Source organism: Francisella marina (assembly GCF_008369785.1).
GTDB classification, from domain to species: Bacteria; Pseudomonadota; Gammaproteobacteria; order Francisellales; family Francisellaceae; genus Francisella; species Francisella salimarina.
Map to the genome: position 1 here is coordinate 1,142,865 of NZ_CP043552.1, position 26,377 is coordinate 1,169,241.

Below are 26,377 nucleotides of genomic sequence, written 5' to 3' on the forward strand. Positions count from 1 at the left end.
ATCTTGTATTAATAGTTAACTTTATAGTAAGGAAATCACCATGCTAAAAAAAATTGTAACGGCATTAGGAATGTCAGGTATGCTATTAGCAACCAGTAGTGCTATTGCTGATGACAAAAGTACAGAAGTGGCTACGCCTCAAAGTGTAGATTTATCTCCACTACGCAATTTGAATAAACTCGATAGTCCAATGGGGAAAAATTACAACTATCATCAGTCTTTCAAAAAGCTAGATACAGAACAGCTTAAGAAAGATATGCAAAATCTTTTAACCCAATCTCAAGACTGGTGGCCAGCTGACTTTGGTAATTATGGGCCATTTTTTATTAGACTATCTTGGCATGATGCGGGTACTTACAGAGTAGTAGATGGTCGTGGTGGTGCTAATCGTGGCCAGCAAAGATTTTCTCCACTAAATAGCTGGCCTGATAATGTTAACCTTGATAAAGCAAGACAGCTTTTATGGCCAATCAAACAGAAATATGGTGATGCTGTATCATGGTCTGATTTGATTGTTTTAGCTGGTACAGTTTCTCTAGAATCTATGGGTATGAAGCCGATTGGTTTTGCCTTTGGTAGAGAAGATGATTGGCAAGGTGATGATACAAACTGGGGTGTATCTCCTGAAGAGCTAATGTCTAGCAATGTCAAAGATGGCAAACTTGCTCCAGCTTATGCAGCAACACAAATGGGACTAATATATGTAAACCCAGAGGGGCCAGATGGTAAACCGGATATCAAAGGTGCTGCTAGCGATATTCGTCAAGCATTTGGCGGTATGGGCATGACAGATAAAGAAACTGTAGCTCTTATTGCTGGTGGACATTCATTTGGTAAAACTCATGGTGCAGTTCCTGAAAAAAATATCAAAAAGGATATTGGTCCTGCTCCAGATAAATCTCCTATTGAACAGCAAGGTCTTGGGTGGCATAACAGTTATGGTACAGGTAATGGTGATGACACCATGGGTAGTGGTCTCGAAGGTTCTTGGACTTCTACACCGACTTTCTGGAACCATGACTTCCTACATAACTTGTATAATCTAAATTGGGAAAAAACTCATAGTCCTGCTGGAGCTCACCAATGGACTCCTACAGATGCTAAGCCAGAAAATATGGTTCCTGATGCTCATAAGCCAGGGGTAAAACATAAGCCTATTATGTTTACAACAGACTTAGCGCTAAAAGAAGATCCAATATTTAATAAATATGCTGAAGAATTCTATAAGAATCCTGAAGAATTCAAAGAAGAGTTTGCTAAGGCGTGGTTTAAACTGACTCATAGAGATATGGGTCCAAAATCTAGATATATAGGTCCTTGGATTCCTGAACAAAACTTTATATGGCAAGATCCTGTGCCAGTTGCTGACTACAAGCAAGTATCAGCTCAAGATATCGCTCAACTTAAGCAAGATATCATAAACTCTGGATTAACAAATCAACAACTTATAAGAACTGCTTGGGATTCAGCTTCTACTTATCGTAAAACCGACTATAGAGGTGGATCAAATGGTGCAAGAATTGCTTTAGCTCCTGAAAAAGATTGGCAAATGAATGAACCTGCTAAACTTGAAGTTGTTCTTGCTAAGCTTAAAGAGATTCAAACCAACTTTAACAATAGCAAAACTGATGGCACTAAAGTATCATTAGCTGACTTAATAGTACTAGGTGGTAATGTAGGTGTTGAACAAGCAGCTAAAGAAGCTGGCTATAGTATAGAGATACCATTTGTACCGGGTAGAACAGATGCTACCCAAGCTCAAACTGACATTGCTTCTTTCAACTATCTAAAAACAAAAGCTGATGGCTTTGTAAACTATAGTGACGGTAGTCTAGCATCTAATAAACTACCTCAGGCATTAGTTGAAAAAGCAAGTATGCTTAATTTAAATATCCCTGAAATGACAGTATTAGTTGGTGGTATGCGTGCACTAAATGTAAACTACGATGACTCTCAAGAAGGTGTATTTACCAAAACTCCAGGTCAGTTAAATAATAACTTCTTTGTAAACTTACTTGATATGTCTACAAAATGGGAAAAATCTGACACAAACAATGGTGAGTATATCGGTATAGATAGAAAAACTGGTGCACAAAAGTGGACTGCTTCTTCTGTAGACCTAATCTTTGGTTCAAATTCTGAACTTAAAGCTGTGGCTCAAGTTTATGCTGAAAATGGTAATGAGCAAAAATTTGTAAACGACTTTGCAAAAGCTTGGCATAAAGTTATGATGCTTGGCAGGTTTGATGTTCAAGAATAATTATTCTTAATCTCTTTATCTTTCTTACTACTAAAATATTGCATATCTAATCATTTACTCTAATATTTAATATATAATCACAAATTATATTCGAGTATATATGGCATTAAATCTTTATCATGAAAATGATTATCTAAGACAAAATAATGATATATCAAAAAAAGATAACTTTTCTCCTTTTAGAAGGGATTATGCTCGTGTTGTCCACTCTTCATCATTTAGAAGACTTCAAGCAAAAACACAAATTTTCCCTAGTTTTGAAAATGACTTTTTTAGAAATAGGCTTACTCACTCTCTAGAAGTAGCGCAAATAGCTAAATCTATAGCTGTTAAACTCAACACAGAACATGGTCTAAATTTAGATTATGATCTAATTGAAACAGCAGCACTCTGTCATGATATTGGTCACCCTCCTTTTGGTCATAATGGTGAAGTTGCCTTAAATAAAAAAATGCGTAATTTTGGTGGTTTTGAAAGTAATGCTCAGACGCTACGACTAATATCACATACTGCGAAAAAAGATATTGATCAAAAGCAAACTTTTGGTTTAAACCTAACATATAGAACTCTCGCAGCAACTATAAAATATGATCAGCTTATTCCACCAATTAGTGATCTAGGTAAGCTTACGAAGGGCTACTATAATGAAGAATCAAGACTAGTTGAAGATATCAAACATAAGCTCCTCGAGCCCTATGGCATAACAACTACAGAAAACTTCAAAACTATAGAATGTTATATTATGGATGTAGCAGATGATATTGCTTATTCAACTTATGATGTCGAAGATGCTCTTAAAGGCGGATTTATAGATCCACTATCTATGGCAAGCATTGATAACAAGCTTCTAGACAAAATCTATAATGCAATGCCTAACGATTTAGAGATAACCAAAGATGAAATTCAAAATATCCTCAAAGATATATTTTCAGATTATATTGATTTCAATATAGATAGCACGGAGATATACAAGATATCAAAAAATATTGCTAATAATAGCTTGTTACGTACAAAACTAACCTCGAAACTAGTCAATAGTTGCATTCAAAATATTGAGCTAGACCTAAACCTAGAAGTTCCTATTATTTCAAAGGTATATTTAAATAATGAAATTAGAAAACAAGTCGAAGTACTTAAAAAATATATTTTATTTAAAATAATAAAATCACCTAAACTTAATGTCTTAAGGTATCGTGGTCGAGAGATAATTTCAGAGATTTTTGATATTTTGATTAGCTCAACTCCGGATGAAAGCCTACTACCAGATGATATTGGTGCTATATTCTATAACACTCATAGCTCTCATGGTAAAGCTAGAATAATAAGCGATTACATATCATCTATGACCGATAGATATATAATAGAACTATATAATCAATTCAAATCAGATCCTTCGGCGATGATATTTAAGCCTTTTTCATAAACCAACTAGCCGTAGCAATCCCAAAAAATGATACAGCTCCAGCAAATACAACTAAATACACCGGTACTAAAAGGCTATTAGTTGTAGCTATAAGTGATATTGTCAAAGCGGGTATACCTGCAGAAAATATCAGATATCCCAGATTATAGGCAATACCATAACCACGACATCTATACTCTAATCTAAAAAAATTTGTAATAATCACATTGTATGTTGAAGCAAAAAATCCCATTATAATTGACAAAATAATAAAACATGCAAAAACATCAGTTCCGGCAATCATATTTTTATAGAAGATTGGGGTTACTGCTATACTTATCAAAATCAATAGCGCCATCATCTTAGACTTAGATACATAATCACTAATAAAACCGCCTAACAAACAACTAATCGCCATAATTATAGAACCAGTTAGAAGTAAACTAGAAATATCATAATTTGACTCTACATACATTTGTTTATACGCAGGTAAAAACATATATAGCTGAGTAGTTAACATAGCAATACAAGCAACTAAGGCTATACCAACAATTACTTTCACAATAAACATAGAGTTTTCAGAGCGAGGTTTATCTAACATTTCAGTAACTTTAGGAATATCTACAATATTTTTTCTCAAGAAAAATAATATAAATGTAAAACAAGCACCTATAAAAAATCCAATCCGCCAACCGTAATTTTCTATAAAGCTTTGGCTAGTAAAATGATTTAATATAAACAGTACAAGTGATGTCATCATAATCCCAATACTCAAACAACAAAACACTATACTTGTCATAAAGCCTTGTCTTTGAGGGTAGTTCTCGACAATATATACTACTGACACAGGTATCTCAGCACCTACCGCCAATGATTGTACACAGCGCAATCCAACAAACAAAATAGTAGCTAAAACACCAATACTTTCTATCGTGGGTAAAAAAGCTAATGCTAGAGTCGCAAAAAATAGTAAGAACATATTAAGCCTCAAGACAAATGCTCTACCCTTCTTATCAGCGATATATCCAAATCCCCAAGCACCAATAGGACGCACAAGATAGCCAACGATATAAACTAAAAAAACCAATAAAGTATTGCTTATAGAACTACTTTTATCAAAAAACTTACTACCAATAGCTACAGCAAATACAGAATATATTGCAAAATCATAGAACTCAAAAGCAGCACCTAATGATGAAAATAGTAATCTATTATAGTTTTTCATTAATTTTCTAATATCTAAGTTTGAAGATTTTAGTATATATTAGTGAAATAATAACGATAATCAAATATTAATTAGCATAAGCAGTAGATAGCTCCATCAACTCTAAAGTTACACTGTAATTGTCTAGATTAATTTCAGAATTTAATAATTGGCAAATTTTAGCTTTCAATTGTTGTGATATTTCTTCTAGATGCTCAGGCTTTCTTCCTTTTAGAACTTTAATCTGCACATGGATTACATCTAAGCTATCATCTCCTGCTACACTACTAAAACTGTACCTATAAACTCTACTTTTAAAGGTTTCTAATCTAGTTGGTAACTTCTCTACCAAAAATTGCTGCGCTAAATTTATTACCTTCTTTGCTAATTCTGTATCAAATTGTTGAGGTACTTCTAAGATTATATGCGGCATTTAAACTCCTTTTTTAATATACTGACCTAGTGGAGGCATCAAAAATACTGTTCTAGCTATATAGAATAATATTAGCGCAATCCATAAGCCATAATTTTCATAGGGTTGTAATAAAAAAACAAAAGCAATATACACTCCTGCTGATAAAATCATCGCATTTCTCATTGCTACAGTCTTTAGGAGACCTACAAACACACCATCTATCCAAAAGCTAAAACTTGCAAATAACGGCATAAGAAACGAAAAAATAATATATTTATTTATCTGGATCTTAACATCTACAATATCGGTAAAGATTGATATTATATAACCACTAAAAGAAAAATAAACCAAAGATAAAACCAGAGTTAGTATCATACTTTGCACAAATGTTTTGTAAATAGTTTCTCTCAATAGGCTAGTATTTTTATCAACGTACGCTTGAGCAACTAACGACTCAGTTGTATTAGCAAGAGCATCTAGAAACATCGCAAAAAACATACCTATTTCTACAAGTATAGTATTTGCTGCTAGAATAGTTTTTCCGTAATTCGAAGAAAATATATAAAAAGAATTAAATGCTAATAATAAACATAAAGAACGCACAAAAATATTTATATTAAGTTGAAGAAAAGGCATATAACTACGCAAATTTAAGAGCTTATAATCCACCAACTTTTTGATACTAAAACTACCTAATTTATAGAAATATCTAAATATTTTTGTACTCAGATAAATACTACAACTAGCAGCAGCTATAACTAAAGAAACTGCTACACCAACAACATTATAATTGAGAATAACCACCAAGAGTGTGCTCAGCCCTATTGCTACACTCATATAGATAATAGAACTATAAAGTACTACTCTAGGATTTCCAACACCAATAAAGAAACCAATAAAAATATAATTTAGTAATGAAAAAAGCAAAATATAAATAGCAACATTATAAAAGTTTTCTAATAACATTTTTATATCAAATGAAGTATTTACTATTTTTAATACAGCAATCAGAATCACACTTTTAAGACTAAAAACAATTATTGATATTAGTAATGCTATTAACACGGCCTTTATAACTATTTCTAGCATCTTTTCAAGATTATTTAATGACTGAGCTATCAACCCTGTCAAACTCATTCTAAAAAATGAAAACATGAAACAAATAACATTTATTATTGAAACTCCTAAGCCTATTGCAGCAAGATAATTGCTGTCACTGAGATGACCAATTAATGCAGTATTGACAATACCAACCATTGGTAAAACTAGATTTGATAGTATAAGTGGTAAAGATAATAAAAATATTTTTTTGTGCATCTAAAGAATCAAAAATCTACTTATGAACAAAATTATAACATTTAAAAATATATAACAATTCCATTAGTTATATATATTTTAGCTATTAGTTTTTACAGCCAGCTATTAGTTTTTGATAATTAACAATTTATAACAATATGTTATATTGTGTCGCAATCAATAATACATAACCAGCTTTAAAGAAAAATTAATATTTATTTATGCAAATCATAATAAACATCAGGAAAAATATTTTTTTCTTGATTAGCTTTATTTCGTAAGCATAAAATTAATTTGTAAGCAATACGCTTACGGTTATTAATACTTGTATTAGGAGAATTCCATTATGAAAAATAAACTTAAACTAACACCTACTATGGTTTGTGCTTTGATAGGTATAGGATCATTTTCAATAGCTAATGCTACTGATGCTTGGTCTACTGCAAACCTAAAGTCATATGTTGCAGGCTCTCAAGTAACTGATGGTGGCAAAACATATAAGTGTAAAGGCTGGCCAGCTTCTGGTTGGTGTCAAATTGCTGCATATAAGCCTAGTGGAACATATGGTTCTGATGCTTGGGATGTTATTGGTAATGATCCATCTCCGACTCCGGAGCCTACACCAGAGCCAACTCCGGAACCGACTCCTACACCAGACCCAGTAAATCCCGGTGATTCAGTACAACAATGGGATGCGAATACTGTATACAATCCAAGCGACAAATCCAAACCTTCTCAAGCTATATATAATGGTAACTTATATACTGCTAAATGGTGGACACGCGGAGAAAATCCTGGCCAATCTGGACAATGGGGGGTATGGAAAAATGAAGGACCTGTAACTGAACAAGGTAAAGCAACTGTCTCAATAGTACTACCTGCAAAACCTGACTTCATCGCAAAAGACAAATTAGCAGATGTTCAGATCCTAAAAGATGGTCAAAAAATAGCAGAATCAACTAATGCTAAATGGGGTTCTACTACTAATCTAGAAGTTGTAGTTGGAAATAGCTCAGATTTAACAGTAAGTGTACCAGCTATTGATGGTGCTACAGGTTCTGCTACACCAGCCTCATTCACTCTTGCTAAAAATGCCTCTAAAACAGTCAATATAGAATACACAGCTCCTAAGCCTGCCGAAGAAGGATCTATCAAAATAAATGCCTCAGCGGAAGTAACAGGCAACCCTACAGCTACGTATACTCTTAAAGATACCAATGGAAACGTTGTTAGTAATGGCAATCTTAAAATCAATGACTCTACAACTTTAGATCATATCCCTTCATCTGAAAGTGGTACAAGCTATACTCTTACTATAGGTAGTTTTACAACTAATGGTTATAACTATACTCCTAGCAAAACTTACGCTATAACTGTTACTAATTTTAATACAACAGCAGTTGATGTTACATTTGCTAAGAAACAGGTTCCTACTGAAACTATTTCCATAGCAGTAGAAGGCCTGCCAAAAGATAAAGCAACAACTCTTACACTAACTAACGAAAATGGTGATACTAAAGAAGTTGATATTAAGAGTAACTCTTCAATTACTGTAGAAGTACCAAAAGACGGAAATACTTGGAATATTGCAGTAGCCGCAATTGCTGGATTTAAACTTGCTGTGACTCCAACATCTTTCACAGCTAACCAAGATACTCAACAAATCTCACTAAAAATTACTGAAAATAGCTCGTCAAAAGATGGCTGGCCTGATAGAGTTGTTGTAGGTTATGTTAAAGGCTACAACTCTACATGGTATAGTCAACCAGATACCACAAATCAAATGATTTCAACAGCTCTTGACAGAGGCTACAATGTACTAGTATATGCTTTTATTGGTCAAGATACTGACGGCACAGTTTTCTTTGACAGTCCTTTTGAGGTAGATAACATGCAACTTAAATGGGAAGATAGCCTAATTGCCCAGCTGCCTACTCAAATGGAAACAATTCATCAAAAAGGTGGTATTGCTTTAATAGCTATTGGTGGAGGAGTCAACTTCTTCAGACCGGATATGAGTGGAGAAAAAGCAGTATCTGCTGGTAAAGCTATGGGGAAATTCATTGCAGAACACAACTTCGATGGTTTAGATATAGATGTTGAGCACCCTGTTGGATCAGCTAAAATAGATGCAAACTTCTTACGCTATATCGAAGCAACTAGAGCCGAGTACAAAAACATCACTGGTAAAGACATGTATCTAACGGCAGCTCCTCAAATACAAGGTTGGTATGGAAGCGGTCAATGGGCAAGTGGTAGTGCTAAGTTTGCTGAACCTATGTATACTCAAAACTTTGTAAATAATGCTCACTTTGACGCTTTCTTTATACAAACATACAACCAGTATGGTGGTGCTAACTTCTCTGGACTTAAAGGACAAGATGTTGGCTTCTTGACCAAAACATTTGAGCTACTAAGCCCTCAAACACGCGATAAAATGCCTGGCGTACCTGCTGACGCATTTTATGTACCAGAAGAAACAAAGATAGTCTTAGGAGTACCAAACTTTAAAGATCCATCAGTATCTGAGTCTGAGTACAGAACAGGAACTTGTTTAGCGACAGCTGAATGCTCAGGTTCAGGATTATACAAACCTGCTGATATAACTAAAGACATTACTAACGGTGGTCTTGGTAACTATAGTCAATACGGCGGTGTAATGACTTGGATTCTAAATTCAGATGACTATCAAGGCTGGACTTGGGTTGATGGCATCAAAGGAGTAGCCTATAACTAATTCAGTCTAAAATTCTCAATCATCTTCTATAATTAAATTTCCTGATATAAATTTTAGCTTTTTAGATTAGTACTTTGCTTTACATTAACAACCTGTAGGGCAAAGTCTCTTAAAGAATTACTGTTTTATTATTGTAAATAAAAATTCTATCATTAAGAACTAGGCTCAAAGCTGTTGATAAAACATTTTTTTCAACATCATGTCCAGCATCTCGCATGTCTTGCCATGAGTAATTATGATCTACCCTAATTATATCCTGAGCTATAATTGGTCCTTCATCCAAATCATCTGTGACAAAATGACTAGTTGCACCAATTATTTTCACACCTCTTTCATAAGCCTGCTTATAAGGATTAGCCCCGATAAATGCTGGTAAAAATGAATGATGAATATTAAGTAACTTACCTTGAAATTGCTCAACAAAATTTGGAGACAATATTCTCATATACTTTGCAAGTACAATTACATCATAATCATAAGTTCTTATGATGTTTTGAACTCTTTCCTCATGTTCTTTTCGAGAAATCCCTTCATGAGAAACATACTCAAATGGGATATCAAACTTCTCTACCAGATTCTTAAGATTATCGTAGTTTGATATTACTGCAGTAATATTAGCATCTAGTTTTCCTTCCGCATGCTTTATGAGCAAATCCCCTAAGCAATGCATTTCTTTTGTAGCCAAGATAACTATATTTTTCTTAGAAGAATCTACTAGTTTAATCTCTGAATCAGTGGGCAAAGTACTCTTTAAATCAACCAACATTTGCTGAATATTTACTTCTCCAGAAAACTCAGTACGCATAAAAAATTTATTATGCTGTTTATCAACGAATTCAGAGTTTCTCTCAACATTGAGATTATTTTCATAGATAATTTTTGAAACTTTATAAACCAAGCCTTTTTGGTCATCTGTCTCAATCAATAAGCGATACTTTTGCATTATATATTTTTAAAAGAAATTAATAGTAACCATAAACTATAATACATAATTATTATTTTAGTTAGATTTTTAGTTATTTTTTTGACTTATTTAGTTCCAAATATCTTATCCCCAGCATCACCAAGACCTGGAATTATATATTTTTTCTCATTTAGATGACTATCTATAGATGCTGTATATAACTCAACATCTGGATGAGCATTCGCTAATGCTTCTATACCTTCTGGCGCAGATACCAGAGTAATAATTTTGATATCTTTTGATCCTGCTTTTTTTAATAATGTAACAGTCTCAATCATAGACCCACCTGTCGCCAACATTGGATCCACTATTAGTGCCACTCTCTCATCAAGCTTATCACAAAGTTTAGCAAAATAAGCCACTGGTTTAGCAGTTTCTTCATCTCGATACATACCAACCATACTAACTTTTGCAGCGGGTACATGCTCAAACACTCCATCCATCATACCAAGTCCAGCACGAAGTATAGGTACAACAGTCAACTTCTTACCTTTAATTTGATCAACTTCAATATTTTCACCTTGCCAGCCTAGAATTTCTGTTTTTTCAAGTTCAAACCCTGCTGTGACTTCATAAGTTAATAAGCTAGTTATTTCCTTAGTTAATCTTCTAAACTCTTGTGTGCTAATCACCGATGCGCGCATAAGACCTAATTTATGTTTAACCATAGGATGATTGATTTCAACTACTTTCATAATTTTCTCGAGATAGACTAATTTATTTAATTATAACAAAAGTTTATTAAATTAAGTGTTTTGAATTAGTTTATTACGATCTGTAAAATAAATAACCTCCTTGCTAAATAGTCAGGAGGTATATTGAAATAGGAAATAATATTATTTAGAAATTTTTAAACAAAAGATTATTACTGTTTTTCCCAAACATTGCTGTTTGACGGAGTATCTCCTTGAGTCCACCATTTAGCTTTGTATGTAGATCCTTGATAAGTCACTGTTTGACCTCCAGAGTAAGCAACGCCACTCTCCCAAGCACCACCAGCCACAATAGGTTTCTTCCAAGCTCCACCATCAGAAGGCTTATTACCTTGAGTCCACCACTGTGCTTCATAACTTACACCATTATAAGTTACTTTATCGCCTTTATTGTAGACTTTTGTAGCATCCCAAGTACCTGAAGCTGATGAGTTATCATTATCATTACCTTGGTTTGTATCAGTATTACCTTGATCTGTGTTTCCTTGATCATTACCCTGGTCCGCGTCATCACTTTGGTTATTATCTTGGTTATCAGTCTGACCAGAAACTGTACGCCATACACCCCACTGACCTGTTTGAGTAGGATTCTCGCCTTGAGTCCACCATTGCGCTTCATATGTTACACCATTCATAACTACTTTGTCGCCTTTGTTGTATACTCCATCAGCTGTCCAAGTATTTGCTGCTCCATTATCAGTATTTTGATCATCGCCTTGATCTTGATTTTGATCATCGTTATTGTTTTGATCATCATTCTGATCTTGGTTTTGATCATCAGCTGGTTCTGCACCTACAGTCTCAAAAGTTAGACTATCTTCTCTAGATGTAGCAGATGTATTTGCGATAACCTCTACATTATATCTTGTTCCTTTTTCTAAATTAGTCAGTACATAATTAAGGGCTGTAATATTCTCAGCAACCACATCACCATTAACTACTATCTTGTATCTGATAGAACCATCTAATTCTGGTTTATTCCATGATACTGTCGCTGAGTTTTCTGTAATATCTGTTACCGAAACATTAATTGTGTCTGATGCATAGACCTTAGCAACCGCATTTATTAATGATTTATTTGGATCTGTAGAATCATTGTCTGCTTGCCAGAACATAGTACCACCAAGATTTCTACTCTTAGTATATTTAGTCTTTTCACCTACAGACCATACGTCATCATAGGTTATAAATGATTTAGTTGATGGACTATATGCCCAAGGTTGCATAGCAACTTTACCATATTTGTTAAATACATCAACATTATGACTAATATCATAATACTTAAGATTAGATAGACCACTAACAGGCTTAGCTGTACCACATCCTGTTACAGGATCATTTACTGGATTCACTAGACATTTATAGTCAAATACACCAGCTTCGTAGTCACCAATACCTGGTGCTGTAATAGTCTGGAATAGACCACCATCAACATCACTATCAACCGTCATTGATCTAGCATATAACGGTAAACCAACAATTAACTTCTTAGCTGGCACACCTGCTGCAATATACGCATCTACAGATCCTTTGATTGACCAACCACCTTCTTTACCAATAGCTTGATCTAGAGTTACTCCATCAGCTGCAACATCAGTAACATTATCAATAGCATCAGTAGGACCTTTTCCAGCCGAGTACACTCTATTACTATACGGAGTATTACTAGGGAAATCAGTTGACGCTTGGAAGTATGCAGGGAAACCAGTACCCCAACCACCTTGATAGTCATAAGTCATAATATTGATTTCATCCATCAGCTCACCAGTTTGCTTCCAGAAATCTGATACGCTATTTGGATTACTCGGATTTTCCATTGCCTCGATACGACTTCTAGCACCATTCACAGCTATAGCAAGATAGTATTTTTTACCATCTGCTTTACCTGCCTTGTCCAATTCAGTACGAAGAACTTTGAAGAAAGCCAACATCTTCTTAGCTGGCGCCACATCATTACCATAATCTGACCACCACTCCCAGTCGATATCAATACCATTAAAACCAAGCTTACGCATTAATTCAATCGACTGATCTGCAAAGTTTTGCATACTTTGCTGACTAGAAGCTAGCTTTTCAAACATTGGAGCTGTTGTAATTCCATTATTAGTCCAACCACCAAACGACAAGAATGACTTTAAGTATGGATACTTTTTAGCTGCTCTAGCTGCTGCAGACAGACCCCATGAGTCTGCTGAAGCATCTAATGTTTTGATATTACCAGTATTTTTATCAAACCCTATAAACGCATAAATTATAGTGTTTAACTTATCGTATTTGAAATCATACGGGTTATATTTACGACCCCAGACAGCCCACTGTGCGTAGTATGCAGCATTTGTATATCCCGGAGTTGGATCCTCACAGACATTGTTTTCACACGGTCTTTGAATATCTAGATCTTTACCATCTACTTTTAGACTGCTTACGATGGGAACTACTACCCCTGGCAGCACAACTGCATTACCAGAATCTGTACCCATGATGTCACATGACTGGCTAAAGTTAAATGATGCAGTATCATCTTTTAATGTCATTTTTGTTACAAAATCACCACTGGTATTCTGAGTAGTATCAAAATTAACATTATCAACAGTTGTACCAAAACAATTACCCCAACCTGCTTTAGGTTTAAAGTTACTTGTAAATTCAACTGTTTTACCAGATGCCACATTATTAATACTTAAAACAATTTTATTATTATAGTCCTTAAATGGTGCTTTAAAATCATAAGTTTTAACATCATTTACTGGAGCTGCTTCAGCTACTGCAAAAGAACCAACGCCCATCAAAGCGCATACCATTGAAACTAATTTTGTTTTGTTCATGAATTTCTCCTTATACAAACATTAATAACTGTAAGTTTATTGCTTACAGATTCATTTTATGCTTATCAAATCAAGCAAATCAAGCAAATTTTTTTTCAAAACCTATTTATTATGATTTGCATAAATAAATATTAATTTTTCTTTAAAGGTCCTGCTAGATTCTTATTGAGACACAATATAACATATAGCCAAAAATAAATAATTATCAAAAACTAATAGCTCCAGATAAAAAATAATAGCTGAAACTCGAATACGAAGATTAATTTATAATTACATAATGGAATAAAAAACAAATAAATTATTAATAATTCAAATAGTTTTCTTTGCACAAATTTACAGATTACGATCTAGCAAAAAGAAAATAACATTTATTGACAATATAATTTGACATTAAATTGTTTTAAAACTTATGTTTATTAGCTAATATTCTAAAGTCGAATATATTTTAAATTCTAATTTTTTGAGAGGAAACTAATCATGAATAATAATTTCTATACTAATGTAAATAATAAAATACTAGAAATAAAAGAAGCAGGCACATACAAAAGCGAAAGAATAATAGCTACTCCACAAGAACCTGTAATTAATCTAGAAAATGGTGAAACACTAATTAACTTCTGTGCAAATAACTATCTTGGCTTTGCAAATAATCCAGAAATAGTTTCTTATGCAAAAAACCATATTGAAGAATGTGGTTATGGTATGGCATCAGTTAGGTTTATCTGTGGTACAAACTCTGTGCATAAGCAACTAGAAAAAGAACTAAGTGAGTTCTTTGAGTTTGAAGATACAATCCTATATCCATCATGTTTTGATGCCAATGCAGGGCTTTTTGAGACACTTCTTACAAAAGAAGATGCTATTATAAGTGATTCACTTAATCATGCTAGTATTATTGATGGTGTTAGATTGTGCAAAGCGATGCGTTTTAGATATAACAATAATGATATGCAAGACCTTGAAGCAAAACTTATAGAAGCTGATCAAGCTGGAGCAAGGTTTAAAATGATTGCTACAGATGGCGTCTTCTCAATGGATGGTATTATTGCTGATCTAAAATCTATTTGTGACTTAGCCGATAAATATAATGCCATTGTTATGGTTGATGATTCTCACGCTTCAGGGTTTGTAGGTAAAAATGGTAAAGGTTCAATTGAACATTGTGATATTATGGGTAGAGTTGATATCCTAACTGGTACTCTAGGCAAAGGATTAGGTGGCGCTTCAGGTGGTTACATTTGTGCTAAAAAAGAAGTAGTAGATTTACTTAAAAATCTTTCTAGACCATATCTTTTCTCAAATGCTTTAGCACCTATAATAGCTAAAACATCTATTAAAGCTTTAGAAATAACTAAAAATTCAAATGAATTAAGAGAGCAATTACAAGCAAATCAACAGAGATTTAGATCAAAAATGACTGCCGCAGGTTTTGATTTAATACCAGGAGAACACCCTATTATTCCTGTCATGATATACGATGAGAAAAAAGCAGCTGAATTTGCTGATAAGCTACTAGATTATGGCATATATGTAATTGCTTTTTCATATCCAGTGGTACCTAATGGTAAAGCCAGAATTAGAACACAAATGTCTGCTGCTCATACTTTTGAGCAAATTGACAAAGCTGTTGATGGCTTTACAAAAGCTGCTAAAGAATTAGGTATTATATAGTTAATAGGAATCAAACTATGAGAGCACTTGCTAAATTAAAAAAAGAACCTGGTATTTGGATGATTGATGATGCTCCTATGCCAGAATATGGCTACAATGATGTTTTGATTAAAATTAAAAAAACAGCAATTTGTGGCACTGATTTACATATTTATAATTGGGATAAATGGTCTCAAGCTACGATACCTGTACCAATGATTACTGGACATGAGTTTGCTGGTGAAGTTGTAGCTAAGGGAAATGGTGTCACAAGTGTAAATGTTGGCGATAGAGTATCTGGTGAAGGTCATCTTGTATGTGGAAAATGTCGTAATTGTAGGGCCGGTAAGCGCCATCTTTGTAGAAAAACCATAGGCATAGGTGTAAATGTACAAGGAGCTTTTGCTGAATACTTAGTAATGCCTGCTGTCAATGTTTTTAAGATTCCTGATTCTATCAGTGATGATATAGCTAGTACATTCGATCCTATGGGTAATGCTATTCATACAGCACTTTCATTTAACCTAACTGGTGAGGATGTGCTTATAACTGGAGCTGGTCCTATTGGACTTATGGCAGTCAAGATAGCAAGATTCTGTGGTGCTCGTAGAATAGTTATCACAGATATTAATGAATATCGTCTTCAGATGGCTAGAGACTTCGGAGCTACTGTTGCAGTAAATGTATCAGAGTTTCAAAATCAACAACAATTGACAGCACAAATGCGTAAAGTCATGTCAGAAATTGGCATGACAGAAGGGTTTGATGTAGGTTTAGAAATGTCTGGGATTAACTCAGCAATATCTATGATGCTTGATGTTATGAATCATGGTGGCAAGCTGTCACTTTTAGGCATATCAGCTGGAGATATCTCTGTTGACTGGGGAACCATTTTGTTCAAAGGTCTTACTCTTAAAGGTATTTATGGCAGAGAGATGTTTGAAACATGGTATCTAATGACTAGTATGCTTCAAGCAGGTATGGATATGGAACCAATCATCACACACAGACTTCATATCGATGATTATCAAAAAGGATTTGAAATAATGAAAAGTGGTCAATGTGGCAAAGTGATATTGGATTGGAGTAACTAAATGGAGAATTCGAATCACACAGATACAACTAAAGTTGATATACAGTGGATTTTTACACTATTTGGTACTGCTATCGGAGCTGGATTATTATATCTTCCTGTTCAAGCTGGGCATAGTGGATTATGGGCTTTAGTAACAGTTCTTATTTTTGCGCTACCATTGACATATTATTCACATAAAAATATGGCGAATATAGTTTTATATACAGATAATGGTGGCATCACAGATGTTTTTACACATAATCTTGGTAAGTTATTTGGGCTAATTTGTGTAGTCCTATATTTTTTTGCTATATTTTTAAATATGCCGATGTACTCAATTGGTTTAAATAATGAACTAAGTAACTTCTTATTAAACTATCATATTGTTAACACAAATCTTTCGACTAATATATGGTTTAGCTTTAGTATTCTTGCTGGACTATTAGTTATTGTTTCTTTAGGGATCAATTTAATCCTTAAATTTATGCAACTAATAGTAATATTTCTAATAATATTAGTAATTACACTGTCACTATATATAATTCCATATTGGAACTTTGAGTTTATAACTGATAGTCATTTTGACACTATTGGTTATATTACTGGTGTATTAATGGTCTTGCCAATTTTGATATTATCAATGAATCATTCACCGGTTATTTCTAGTCTAGTAATATTCTATCGTGATTATGTAAAAGTAGAACGTTCGCAAGAGAAGTACAAAGTATATAAAATCCTTCAGATTAATGCATTGATTCTTTTTATATTTGTACTATTATTCGTAACATCTTGCTTACTCAGCACCACAATACATGACCTTGATAGAGCGAATATAAATAACCTCTCAATAGTAACTCTGATACAAGAACAACATCCAGGAACATTACTAAACATTCTAGCTCCTATGATAGTTTTTACAGCTATTATAAGCTCATTTATCGGTTGCTATATTGGCTCTAAAGAAGCATTAAAATATTTATTCAAATACTTTTTTAGAAATATCTATAAGATCAATATCACAGAAGTAGTCATAAATAGAATTTGTGTCGGTTTAATATTTATGATTTTATGGATATGTACAATCTGTAATTTCAAAATACTTAACATTATAGGAATATTAGTCGCTCCTACCGTAGCTTTCTTATTGTACGTATTGCCCGTGATAATAATCTACAAAAACATACAATACAAAAACTACAGACGTGTAGTACTTGATTCTATTTTATTTATAATGGGATTAGTAATAATATTTGGATATGTAATAGGTTTACTACTAAAGTAGATAACTAGCTAATCTGCCAGTTAGCAAACTCTAAATCATCTTGGGTTGTGATTTTAATATTCTTTCTAGAGCCTTCAACGACTATTGGGTTTATACCATACAGCTCCAAAGCCGATGCTTCGTCTGTTATTTTATCTATGAGATTATTTGTATAACAAAAATCAAATGCTTTTTCTAACTGACCAAGTCTTGATAGTTGTGGAGTCTGTGCAAGCCAAATATCTTGTCGATCAATAGTCTTAGCTATAATCATCTTTATAGCTACCTTTTTAACCGTCTCAAATGCTCTAATAGCCAAGATACCAGCTTGAGTATGAGAGTCTTGAGTTTGATTATAAAGCGCTATGACATCTTCTATATTCACACAAGGTCTAGCCGCATCATGTACAAATATCCAATCATCACTTTTACGATCACCGATAAATTTAAGCGCACTATAAACACTATGGAACCTTGTAGCACCACCTACACAGTATTGAACTTTTGGATGATCAAAATACTCAGAAGTATTCCAAAGATTATCGCTATCACTAATCGCCACAATAACTTTGTCAAAGAAAGAATCTTCCACAAATTTTTCTAAAGTATTATCAAGTATAGTTTTACCATTAATGAGTTTGTAATATTGCTTAGGAATATCCAACTCCATCCTTGTGCCTATACCAGCAGCTGGAATTATTACATACTTATTTGACACTATAAAAAATCTCTCCCTGCTTTATCAACCCCATATTTTCACGAGCCAAACTCTCAAGCACTTCACTATTTTTACGCAGCGAAACTACTTCTGAATACAGTTGAGCATTGGTCTGAGATTTATGCTTGATTTCTTTTGTCTGTGTAGCAATTGATTTTTTTAAAATCTCATACTTTAATAAGCCTGTATTACTAAACCAAAGTTGATATTGTAATAAGGCAATTAATAATAAAACTATTGAAATAAAAATATAAAAAAAAGAATTAGATTTTATACTCATGAAACTATTATTCTTCTACTTGAACCACAACTTTTTCAGTTTCACTTTCTTCTACAACAATCTCTTGAACTTCATGATCAGCTTCTTCTGAACTAAAGACAAATGCCTTAACACCTGGATAGATAGCATTTTCACCTAGCTCTTCTTCAATTCTGATTAATTGATTGTATTTAGCTATACGATCAGACCTAGATAAAGAACCTGTTTTAATTTGTCCTGAACATGTTGCTACTGCCAAGTCCGCAATGATAGTATCAGATGTCTCACCTGAGCGATGAGATACTACACATGTATAACCCGCTTGACCAGCCATTGCCATTGCTTCGAAAGTCTCTGTTAAAGTACCTATTTGATTTAGCTTAATCAAAATTGAGTTAGCGACACCTTGCTCGATACCTTTAGCTAGGATACTTGGGTTAGTAACAAATAAATCATCTCCAACTAACTGTACTTTGTTACCAAGTTTCTCTGTCATTAGTTTCCAACCAGCCCAATCTTCTTCTGCCATACCATCTTCGATAGATACGATAGGATATTTTTCTACCCATTTAGCATAGTATTCAACCATTTCTTCAGAGTTTAGAGACTTCCCTTCAGATGCTAGCTCATATTTACCATCTTTGTAATACTCACTACTTGCTGGATCTAAAGCTATAAATACATGTTTGCTCGGCTCATATCCAGCTTCCTTAACAGCTTTTAAGATCGCTTCGATAGCTGCTTCATTAGATGGCAAATCTGGAGCATAACCACCTTCATCACCAACTCCAGCGACACTGTAACCATCTGCTATTAGCACCTTCTTAAGTGTATGAAAAACCTCTGTACCACATCTTAACGCTTCAGAGAATGTCTCAAAACCAGCAGGAACAATCATAAATTCTTGCATATCAACATTATTATCTGCATGTGACCCGCCATTAATAACATTCATCATCGGAACTGGCATCAAATACTCTTTAACATCCATTAAGTAACGGTAGAAAGGTTTTCTCAACTGAGATGCTGCAGCTCTAGCTGTTGCCAATGAAACACCTAGAATAGCATTAGCTCCAAGATTACCCTTATTCTCTGAACCATCAAGCTCTATCATAGTCTTGTCAATTAATCTTTGATCTAACGCATCCAAACCTTTAACAGCTTGAGCAATTTTTGTATTAACATTCTCAACTGCCTTGTAGACACTTTTACCCAAGAAAAGAGATTTATTACCATCTCTTAATTCCAATGCTTCTCTAATACCTGTAGAAGCTCCTGAAGGAACAGCAGCACGACCAAAAGCACCACTTTCTAAAATCACATCCACCTCAACAGTAGGATTACCACGCGAATCTAATATTTGTCTAGCAAAAACTTGCTTGATTTGTGATGACATAACTATAATCTCCTTTAGATAAATTAAGTCTTATTATGAATTTAAAAAAATCCTATCAATTATAAGCTAGCAATGTATGCTTTGCAATTTAATATACTTAGATTATTTTTCTGAAACTATCTCCTGAGCCTCACTAAAGTTAAGACTCTCTGGCGTAACTATGGTGAATGAAGAAGTATCTACCGCTGACTTTCTTACAAAAATTCTATATATTGAATACACACACAGAATAGCACTAAGTATTGCTGTTATGATAAAAAATCCAAATGGCCCAAATACAGACATAACACTAGATATTATAATAGGACTAGCAACGGATCCTATACCATAAGCAATTGTTAAAACCCCTATTGCTCCTAGCACCTCATTTTCCTCTAAAAAATCACTAGCATGTGATATTGACAATGGATATATCACAAAAGCGCAACCACCAAATACAAATATCACTATTGCAAATATTAAATAAGATGTGTGGAATAGAGCTATAAGTGAAGATGCTATAAATATACCGGCACCTGCTAATAATATTACTTTTCGTCTATCGATAAGATCTGAGATTTTACCCATAGGAACTTGTAGTAACATTCCTCCAAGAATAGTTGTCATCATTAACACGGAAACCATATCATGATCAATATTTACTCTAACCATAAATATTGGTAACAAAGTATAGATAGAACCTAAAAGGGATCCACCTATAACACTGGCAGCCATAGCAAGAGGTACTTTCTTGATAATTTTTATTGGTGAACAAACCTCCTCAGAATGTGGTACCGGAGCGACTGTTTTTGTGAATGCCATCAAAACAATTGCAATACTACAAAGCGACGATATAAAGCAATATGCCAATAGTCCACTGCTAAAATGAACATTTATCATTAACTGTGATAATGCTTGAGTCCCATAATATACAAATAGATATATCGAAAATACTAAACCTCGATTTTTTTTCTCTGCAGATAAAATACACCAACTCTCTATAACGATAAATAATGCTGCAAGAGAATACCCACATACAAATCTAAAAAACACCCAAACAGGTACGCTTTTATTAACACCTACAATCAATGTACTAATTGCCATAAGAGACGCAAATAAAACAAAAGCACGAATATATCCGACTCTAACTATCGTAAATTGAGAGAAATATGATCCTGCTGTCATTCCAAAAAAATAGGCTGCTGATATTATACCTATCATTAAGTTAGAACGACCAAGGCTATTTAGCTCTATTGATGAGTAAGTTGTGAAGAAACCATTGCCAAATGATAGTACACACATTGCGACTATAGGAGTAAGAATAAGAAATAGAGTTTGTCTAACAGTCATTGCTCTACCCTCCGTAAGATATATAATCAATACAGCAGATTATATAGAAATGGACTAAGTAAGTTAAGCTAATTATAGGAAAGTTTTTATAAGAAATTCTATATGTCTTTTTTAAGCTTTAGCCAGTTTATATAGCCATATATTGCATTAAATAGATATATCAACCACATCGCCAAAAATGCGACACCATCCCCTGAACCAGAAAAATACTGTTGCGCCCATATAACTGTTGAGAGAGTATTAATAACTATCCATAATACCCACTGCTCAATATATGCTTTAACCATCAAAATAATTGCTACAACTGATACCACACCAGTTAGAGAGTCAGCAACTAAGCCTATCTGTTGATGAAAGTATCCTTTTAGAATGAAAAAACCATACAAAAATGCAGCTAGCACAATTCCACTAATAAGATAAATCCTATATTTGTTAGATAGCGTTTTTGTGATGATATCACTATTTTCTGTTATATTCTGCGGCTTAGTCCAAGTATATAAACCATAAAATTGCATTGGAAAAAAGAAAAATGCAAAAAGTAAAAACTGTCCATAAATACCCTGAGTATAACAAATGTAAGCATAAGTAAGATTATTTACAAACGCAAAAAAATAATTAAGTATCTTACCTTTAGCAACTAACAATAAATTTAACATACCAGTGACTGTAGCTATAACAGTAAGCACTAAATAATCATCTGTAGTCAAAATACTTATGACAGCTAGAATACTTACAGAAGCCACAAGCCAAGCTATCTCAAAAACATTCCAATCATGAAAAATTTGTGACAGATTAAGACGTCTAAAACCACTAAAATAAATAGATAACTGAGAAAAAAACTCATTAATTATACGAGTCATAATAAATAAACCTAATTAGACTAGTTAGCAACTAACTCCATAGCTCCATAAATTCCAGCTTGGTCACCAAGTTTAGCTAATTTAAATTCACATTCTGCATAAATGTCAGCAAATGAATTTCTCATAGCAGCTCGTTTAATTTGTGGCAAATATTGCTCACCAATAGCTTCCATAACTCCTCCACCTAATACTACCATCGAAGGATTTATCATATTAATAGCACTACCCAAACCAGCACCCAAATATTCCATTGCTTCGCTAAGAATATCATTTGCAATTTCATCATTTGCTTCGATTGCCTTTTTGATATGACTACTCTTAAGCTTTCCACCATTTTCAGTTACTAATTCAATAAGAGTACTTTTGATCTTCTTTTTTGCTAAGTTTTCAATCTTTTTCTCTATACCTACTTTACCAGCATATGCCTCTAAGCAACCTTGAGATCCACATCCTGGACAGTATGCTCCACCTTGTTTTATGATTGTGTGACCTAACTCAGCAGCTAAACCGCTATTACCACCATAGAGTTTACCATTTAGAACTAGTCCACCACCGATACCAGTACCAACAAAAGCCCCAACTATATCATCACAACCAACACCTGCTCCATATTTTGCTTCACCTAAAATACCAACATTAACATCGTTATCTACTTCAGACTTAATCTTGTACCTATCTTCAACAACTTCTTTCAGATTAACACCATTAAGATTTATGTTAACACTTCTACGAACAACAGATGTTCTTTTATCTATAAGCCCTGCTACACCAATACCTATACCATCAAGCTTCTTGTCTGAAGGAATTTCTGCGATTAACTTATCGATAACTTTAAATAATTGACCTATGACAATACTTGTTTCTTCTTTTGCTTTTGATTTAACTTTTGCCGTAGCTACTACTTTTTTACTTTCATCAAACAGTCCAGCAGCCATATTTGAACCGCCAATATCTACACCTATTAACATTACCAATTTCCTTCCAATCTATTAACTGCTATATCCATAGCTCCATAAACACCTGAGTTATCACCCAAAGTTGCGATTTTTAATTCACAAGCATCCAACATTGTCTTAAAAGCATATTTTGAGCATGAGTAATAGATAGCATCTAAATACTCACTCCCAATTGCTTCCATAACGCCACCACCAAACAATACAAGTGATGGATTCAAAAGATTTATATAATTAGCTACTGCAATACCTAAATTCGTCATTGCTAAGTTAACTATGTCTTCTGCTACAGGATCTTTGGCAGCTAATGCTTTTTTTAGGTGAGATCCTTTCAGTTTACCATTATTTTCTAGAACCAAGTCTATAAGCAAGCTTTTAATACCCTTTTTATGTAGGTTTAGAATCCTATTTTCCATACCTACCTTACCTGCATATGTCTCTACGCAACCCTGTGAACCACAACTTTGACAATAAGTGCCTTCAGTATTAATAGTAACATGGCCAACAGCTCCAGCACCGCCGGTAACACCATATAGAAACTGATTATTTATAACTAGGCCACCACCAATCCCTGTGCCTGCAAATATACCAACGATATTTTCATGTCCCTTACCAACTCCATATTTCCACTCGCCGATGACACCTACATTTACATCATTTTCGACGAAAACAGGTACATTATCAAATTTTTGACTAACTCTTTTAGCTATATTTATACCGTTGAGGTTGATATTTGCACTAAAGTTTAAAATACCATTTTTCGAATCAACAAAACCTGCTATACCAATACCTATAGCTTTTATTTTATCTCTTGTTGAATCATCAATTAATTTGTTAATAACTTTAAAAATTTGACCCAAAATCGTATCAGAATCACTTTTGCCTTTTGATTTTACCTTGGCTGTCTTAAGTAGATTTTTATGTTCATCAAAAATTCCTGCAGAAATATTACTACCACCAATATCTAAACCTATGTACATAATTATACCTTCTCAAAAACAGCTATTGACTCAACATGCATAGTATGAGGAAACATATCCATGACTCCGGCACTAACTAGCTTATAGCCTTTGTCATTTACTAAAACTCCAGCATCTCTGGCTAAAGTAGCCGTATCACATGACACATAAACAATACGCTCAACATCAAATTTTTCAATATTGCTACAAACTTCTTGAGCCCCAGCTCTCGGTGGATCTAAAAGCATTTTGTTATATTCAAAATTATTAAACCACTCTTTATCTTCGAAACTTTCAAAAAGATTAGCTGCATAAAATTTAACATTATTAATACTATTACTAATAGCTGTTTCTTTAGCTCTACTAACCATTGTCTGCTCACCTTCTACGCCAATTACTGTTTTTGCATACTGAGAAATTGGCAACGTAAAGTTTCCTAAACCACAAAACAAATCAATAATAGAATCATTTTCTGATATTTCTAAAAGATCAATAGCTCTTTTAATCATCTTTCTATTAATATCATTATTAACTTGAGTAAAATCATTAGGCTCAAAACCGATATTTATCCCTGTAACTGGTTGATAGCTTAACTTCTTGGGCTCAACATCTTCTTGTGGATATAGCCTATAGATAGTATCAGGACCTTTTGATTGCAGATATATCCAGTAGCCATTTTCCAAACCAAAAGCTTTTAGCTTTTCGAGATCTTCATTCACAAATGGTTCAAGGTGGCGCACGATAAGCGCTGGTCTAGCATCATCAATTGCAATCTCTAATTGAGCTATGTGCTGATATATAGAAAGTGTCTCTATGAAAGAGGCAATTTCTGTTAATTTCTCTCCCACAAGAGGATTTAAGACTATACATTTATCTATATCAGCCAAAAATCTGCCATTACGTTCTCTAAAGCCTACTAAAATTTTGCCCTTTTTATTGACATATCTAACACCTAAACGTGCTTTATTACGATACCCTTCGGTTTTAGCTGTACATAATGGTTCTAAAACATTCTGAGGCTCTACACCCTGACCAATATATTTTAGCTGATTTAGCAAAGTTTGCTGCTTGTGCTCAATCTGAGCATCTGTAGACATATGTTGCAAACTACACCCACCGCACATTTCAAAATGTTCACATGGAGGGTTAACTCTATTAGATGATTTTTTAATATACTCAACTACCTTTGCTTCATCGAATTTTGCTTTTGTGAATGTATACTCAAACTTAACTACTTCACCGTGCAGTGTAAATGGAATAAAAGTTGTTTTACCATTAATCTTTGCTATTCCTCTACCATCATGGCTGAGAGCTATAATTTCACCTTCAAAGATACCCTCTTGAGGTTTCTTATATCTTCTAGATCTTCCCATAAAAAATTTTATCAAATGATATTACGACAATTGTATTTAATTAAACTCACAAATACAACTCAAGGAATTACTTCAAATCCATAGCTTTTCCATCATATGCAGCGACATGGCCTGGAGCAAACTTATATACACCTGCTGCCGAGTGAGAGAAAATCATATCAACCTTACCACTATTTGATAATCCAGATATTTTCTGAGGATAAATAGCAAAGTTAACCTTTCCTAATGATGATGATAATAATTTGATCTGGCCGGCCTCTGGTTTTGTATCCAACGGTTTAGTTGGACCATATACTCCACCAATATTTGCATAGACATCATATTTAACACCCTGTTGCAGTTTTTCTGGTACGAATATAAACATATTAGAACCCTTCATGGTCTCTGCACCAAACCCAGCAGCAAACCATCCACTACCGCCTTCTTGCCAGTCACTATTTTTACTCATATCAACACTCAAAACAGCACATATATGATCTTCATATTGTGAATATTCAAAGGTCATGTCTCTCATATTAATAGTTTGATATTTCAAATCAGCTGGGCACACTGTAGTACCCGAATCATCTGCATAAGACAATGAACAAATACTCAAAGATAAAAACAACGAACTCAATAATATTTTTTTCACACTAACTCCTAACTACATTATCTATATAAATTCTAGCACACAAAAACATAATAATCTTAAAGATAATGTATATGAAAAAATATTAGACATAAAAAAA

21 protein-coding genes are annotated in these 26,377 nt (G+C 33.8%); 6 read left to right on the top strand and 15 right to left on the bottom strand.

Translation table 11 applies throughout. The features are described from left to right. Nucleotides 1-40 precede the first annotated feature (40 nt). Both katG and dgt read left to right on the top strand, forming a co-directional pair. Entirely contained in the window at nucleotides 41-2,260 is a 2,220-nt protein-coding gene (gene katG, locus F0R75_RS05670) for a catalase/peroxidase HPI (protein ID WP_149368022.1), read from the top strand. Between the two features lie 100 nt (nucleotides 2,261-2,360). Then, nucleotides 2,361-3,683, top strand: a complete 1,323-nt coding sequence (gene dgt, locus F0R75_RS05675; protein WP_149368021.1) for a dGTP triphosphohydrolase — start codon at nucleotides 2,361-2,363, stop codon at nucleotides 3,681-3,683. Here dgt and F0R75_RS05680 read toward each other — a convergent pair. From F0R75_RS05680 to F0R75_RS05690, 3 genes are all read right to left on the bottom strand, one after another. Continuing rightward, the gene (locus F0R75_RS05680; RefSeq protein ID WP_149368020.1) at nucleotides 3,667-4,887 is read right to left on the bottom strand and encodes an MFS transporter; all 1,221 of its coding nucleotides are present in this window, start codon (nucleotides 4,885-4,887) and stop codon (nucleotides 3,667-3,669) included. The two genes, dgt and F0R75_RS05680, sit on opposite strands and share 17 nt — an antisense overlap. Before the next feature lie 67 nt (nucleotides 4,888-4,954). Continuing rightward, entirely contained in the window at nucleotides 4,955-5,299 is a 345-nt protein-coding gene (locus tag F0R75_RS05685) for a tautomerase family protein (RefSeq protein ID WP_149368019.1), read from the bottom strand. Then, nucleotides 5,300-6,598: an MATE family efflux transporter gene (locus F0R75_RS05690; protein ID WP_149368018.1), complete on the bottom strand. Its 1,299-nt coding sequence runs from the start codon at nucleotides 6,596-6,598 to the stop codon at nucleotides 5,300-5,302. A 325-nt stretch (nucleotides 6,599-6,923) separates the two neighbouring features. Here F0R75_RS05690 and F0R75_RS10290 point away from each other — a divergent pair, with 325 nt between their 5' ends. Further along, nucleotides 6,924-9,314, top strand: a complete 2,391-nt coding sequence (locus F0R75_RS10290; protein ID WP_149377225.1) for a glycosyl hydrolase family 18 protein — start codon at nucleotides 6,924-6,926, stop codon at nucleotides 9,312-9,314. A 109-nt stretch (nucleotides 9,315-9,423) separates the two neighbouring features. Here the strand turns inward: F0R75_RS10290 and purU are convergent, their stop codons facing one another. From purU to F0R75_RS05710, 3 genes are all read right to left on the bottom strand, one after another. Further along, a complete protein-coding gene (purU, locus tag F0R75_RS05700) occupies nucleotides 9,424-10,257 on the bottom strand; it encodes a formyltetrahydrofolate deformylase (RefSeq protein WP_149368016.1) in 834 nt (277 codons plus the stop codon). A gap of 86 nt (nucleotides 10,258-10,343) precedes the next feature. Then, entirely contained in the window at nucleotides 10,344-10,973 is a 630-nt protein-coding gene (upp, locus tag F0R75_RS05705; RefSeq protein ID WP_149368015.1) for a uracil phosphoribosyltransferase, read from the bottom strand. A gap of 170 nt (nucleotides 10,974-11,143) precedes the next feature. After that, nucleotides 11,144-13,816: a glycosyl hydrolase family 18 protein gene (locus tag F0R75_RS05710; RefSeq protein WP_149368014.1), complete on the bottom strand. Its 2,673-nt coding sequence runs from the start codon at nucleotides 13,814-13,816 to the stop codon at nucleotides 11,144-11,146. A gap of 477 nt (nucleotides 13,817-14,293) precedes the next feature. Between F0R75_RS05710 and F0R75_RS05715 the strand changes: the two genes are divergently transcribed. Genes F0R75_RS05715 through F0R75_RS05725 form a run of 3 tightly spaced genes read left to right on the top strand, consistent with a single transcriptional unit; the run spans nucleotide 14,294 to nucleotide 17,823 of the window. Beyond that, nucleotides 14,294-15,487: a glycine C-acetyltransferase gene (locus F0R75_RS05715; protein ID WP_149368013.1), complete on the top strand. Its 1,194-nt coding sequence runs from the start codon at nucleotides 14,294-14,296 to the stop codon at nucleotides 15,485-15,487. A 17-nt stretch (nucleotides 15,488-15,504) separates the two neighbouring features. After that, a complete protein-coding gene (gene tdh / locus F0R75_RS05720) occupies nucleotides 15,505-16,560 on the top strand; it encodes an L-threonine 3-dehydrogenase (protein ID WP_149368012.1) in 1,056 nt (351 codons plus the stop codon). Further along, complete coding sequence (locus F0R75_RS05725) at nucleotides 16,561-17,823, top strand: amino acid permease (RefSeq protein WP_149368011.1); 1,263 nt, start codon at nucleotides 16,561-16,563, stop codon at nucleotides 17,821-17,823. 4 nt (nucleotides 17,824-17,827) lie between these two features. On the opposite strand, the gene ispD is transcribed toward F0R75_RS05725, so the two are convergent. From ispD to F0R75_RS05770, 9 genes are all read right to left on the bottom strand, one after another. Further along, the gene (gene ispD, locus F0R75_RS05730; protein ID WP_149368010.1) at nucleotides 17,828-18,520 is read right to left on the bottom strand and encodes a 2-C-methyl-D-erythritol 4-phosphate cytidylyltransferase; all 693 of its coding nucleotides are present in this window, start codon (nucleotides 18,518-18,520) and stop codon (nucleotides 17,828-17,830) included. Beyond that, a complete protein-coding gene (locus F0R75_RS05735; RefSeq protein ID WP_013923473.1) occupies nucleotides 18,510-18,800 on the bottom strand; it encodes an FtsB family cell division protein in 291 nt (96 codons plus the stop codon). The genes ispD and F0R75_RS05735 overlap by 11 nt, the downstream gene beginning before the upstream one ends. 7 nt (nucleotides 18,801-18,807) lie before the next feature. After that, nucleotides 18,808-20,175: a phosphopyruvate hydratase gene (eno, locus tag F0R75_RS05740; protein WP_149377226.1), complete on the bottom strand. Its 1,368-nt coding sequence runs from the start codon at nucleotides 20,173-20,175 to the stop codon at nucleotides 18,808-18,810. A gap of 102 nt (nucleotides 20,176-20,277) precedes the next feature. Then, nucleotides 20,278-21,504, bottom strand: coding sequence for an MFS transporter (locus tag F0R75_RS05745; RefSeq protein ID WP_013923475.1), 1,227 nt, complete (start codon nucleotides 21,502-21,504; stop codon nucleotides 20,278-20,280). A 98-nt stretch (nucleotides 21,505-21,602) separates the two neighbouring features. Beyond that, nucleotides 21,603-22,364 carry a nicotinamide riboside transporter PnuC gene (gene pnuC, locus F0R75_RS05750; RefSeq protein ID WP_149368009.1) on the bottom strand — a complete coding sequence of 254 codons (762 nt, stop codon included), beginning with the start codon at nucleotides 22,362-22,364 and terminating at the stop codon, nucleotides 21,603-21,605. A 20-nt stretch (nucleotides 22,365-22,384) separates the two neighbouring features. Beyond that, complete coding sequence (locus F0R75_RS05755) at nucleotides 22,385-23,332, bottom strand: ROK family protein (protein ID WP_146421092.1); 948 nt, start codon at nucleotides 23,330-23,332, stop codon at nucleotides 22,385-22,387. Further along, nucleotides 23,332-24,297 carry an ROK family protein gene (locus F0R75_RS05760; RefSeq protein WP_013923478.1) on the bottom strand — a complete coding sequence of 322 codons (966 nt, stop codon included), beginning with the start codon at nucleotides 24,295-24,297 and terminating at the stop codon, nucleotides 23,332-23,334. The genes F0R75_RS05755 and F0R75_RS05760 overlap by 1 nt, the downstream gene beginning before the upstream one ends. Nucleotides 24,298-24,299: 2 nt before the next feature. Then, nucleotides 24,300-25,649, bottom strand: coding sequence for a 23S rRNA (uracil(1939)-C(5))-methyltransferase RlmD (gene rlmD, locus F0R75_RS05765; RefSeq protein WP_149377227.1), 1,350 nt, complete (start codon nucleotides 25,647-25,649; stop codon nucleotides 24,300-24,302). A gap of 67 nt (nucleotides 25,650-25,716) precedes the next feature. After that, on the bottom strand, nucleotides 25,717-26,280 hold the full coding sequence (locus F0R75_RS05770) for a hypothetical protein (protein WP_149377228.1): 564 nt from the start codon (nucleotides 26,278-26,280) through the stop codon (nucleotides 25,717-25,719). Nucleotides 26,281-26,377: the final 97 nt, after the last annotated feature.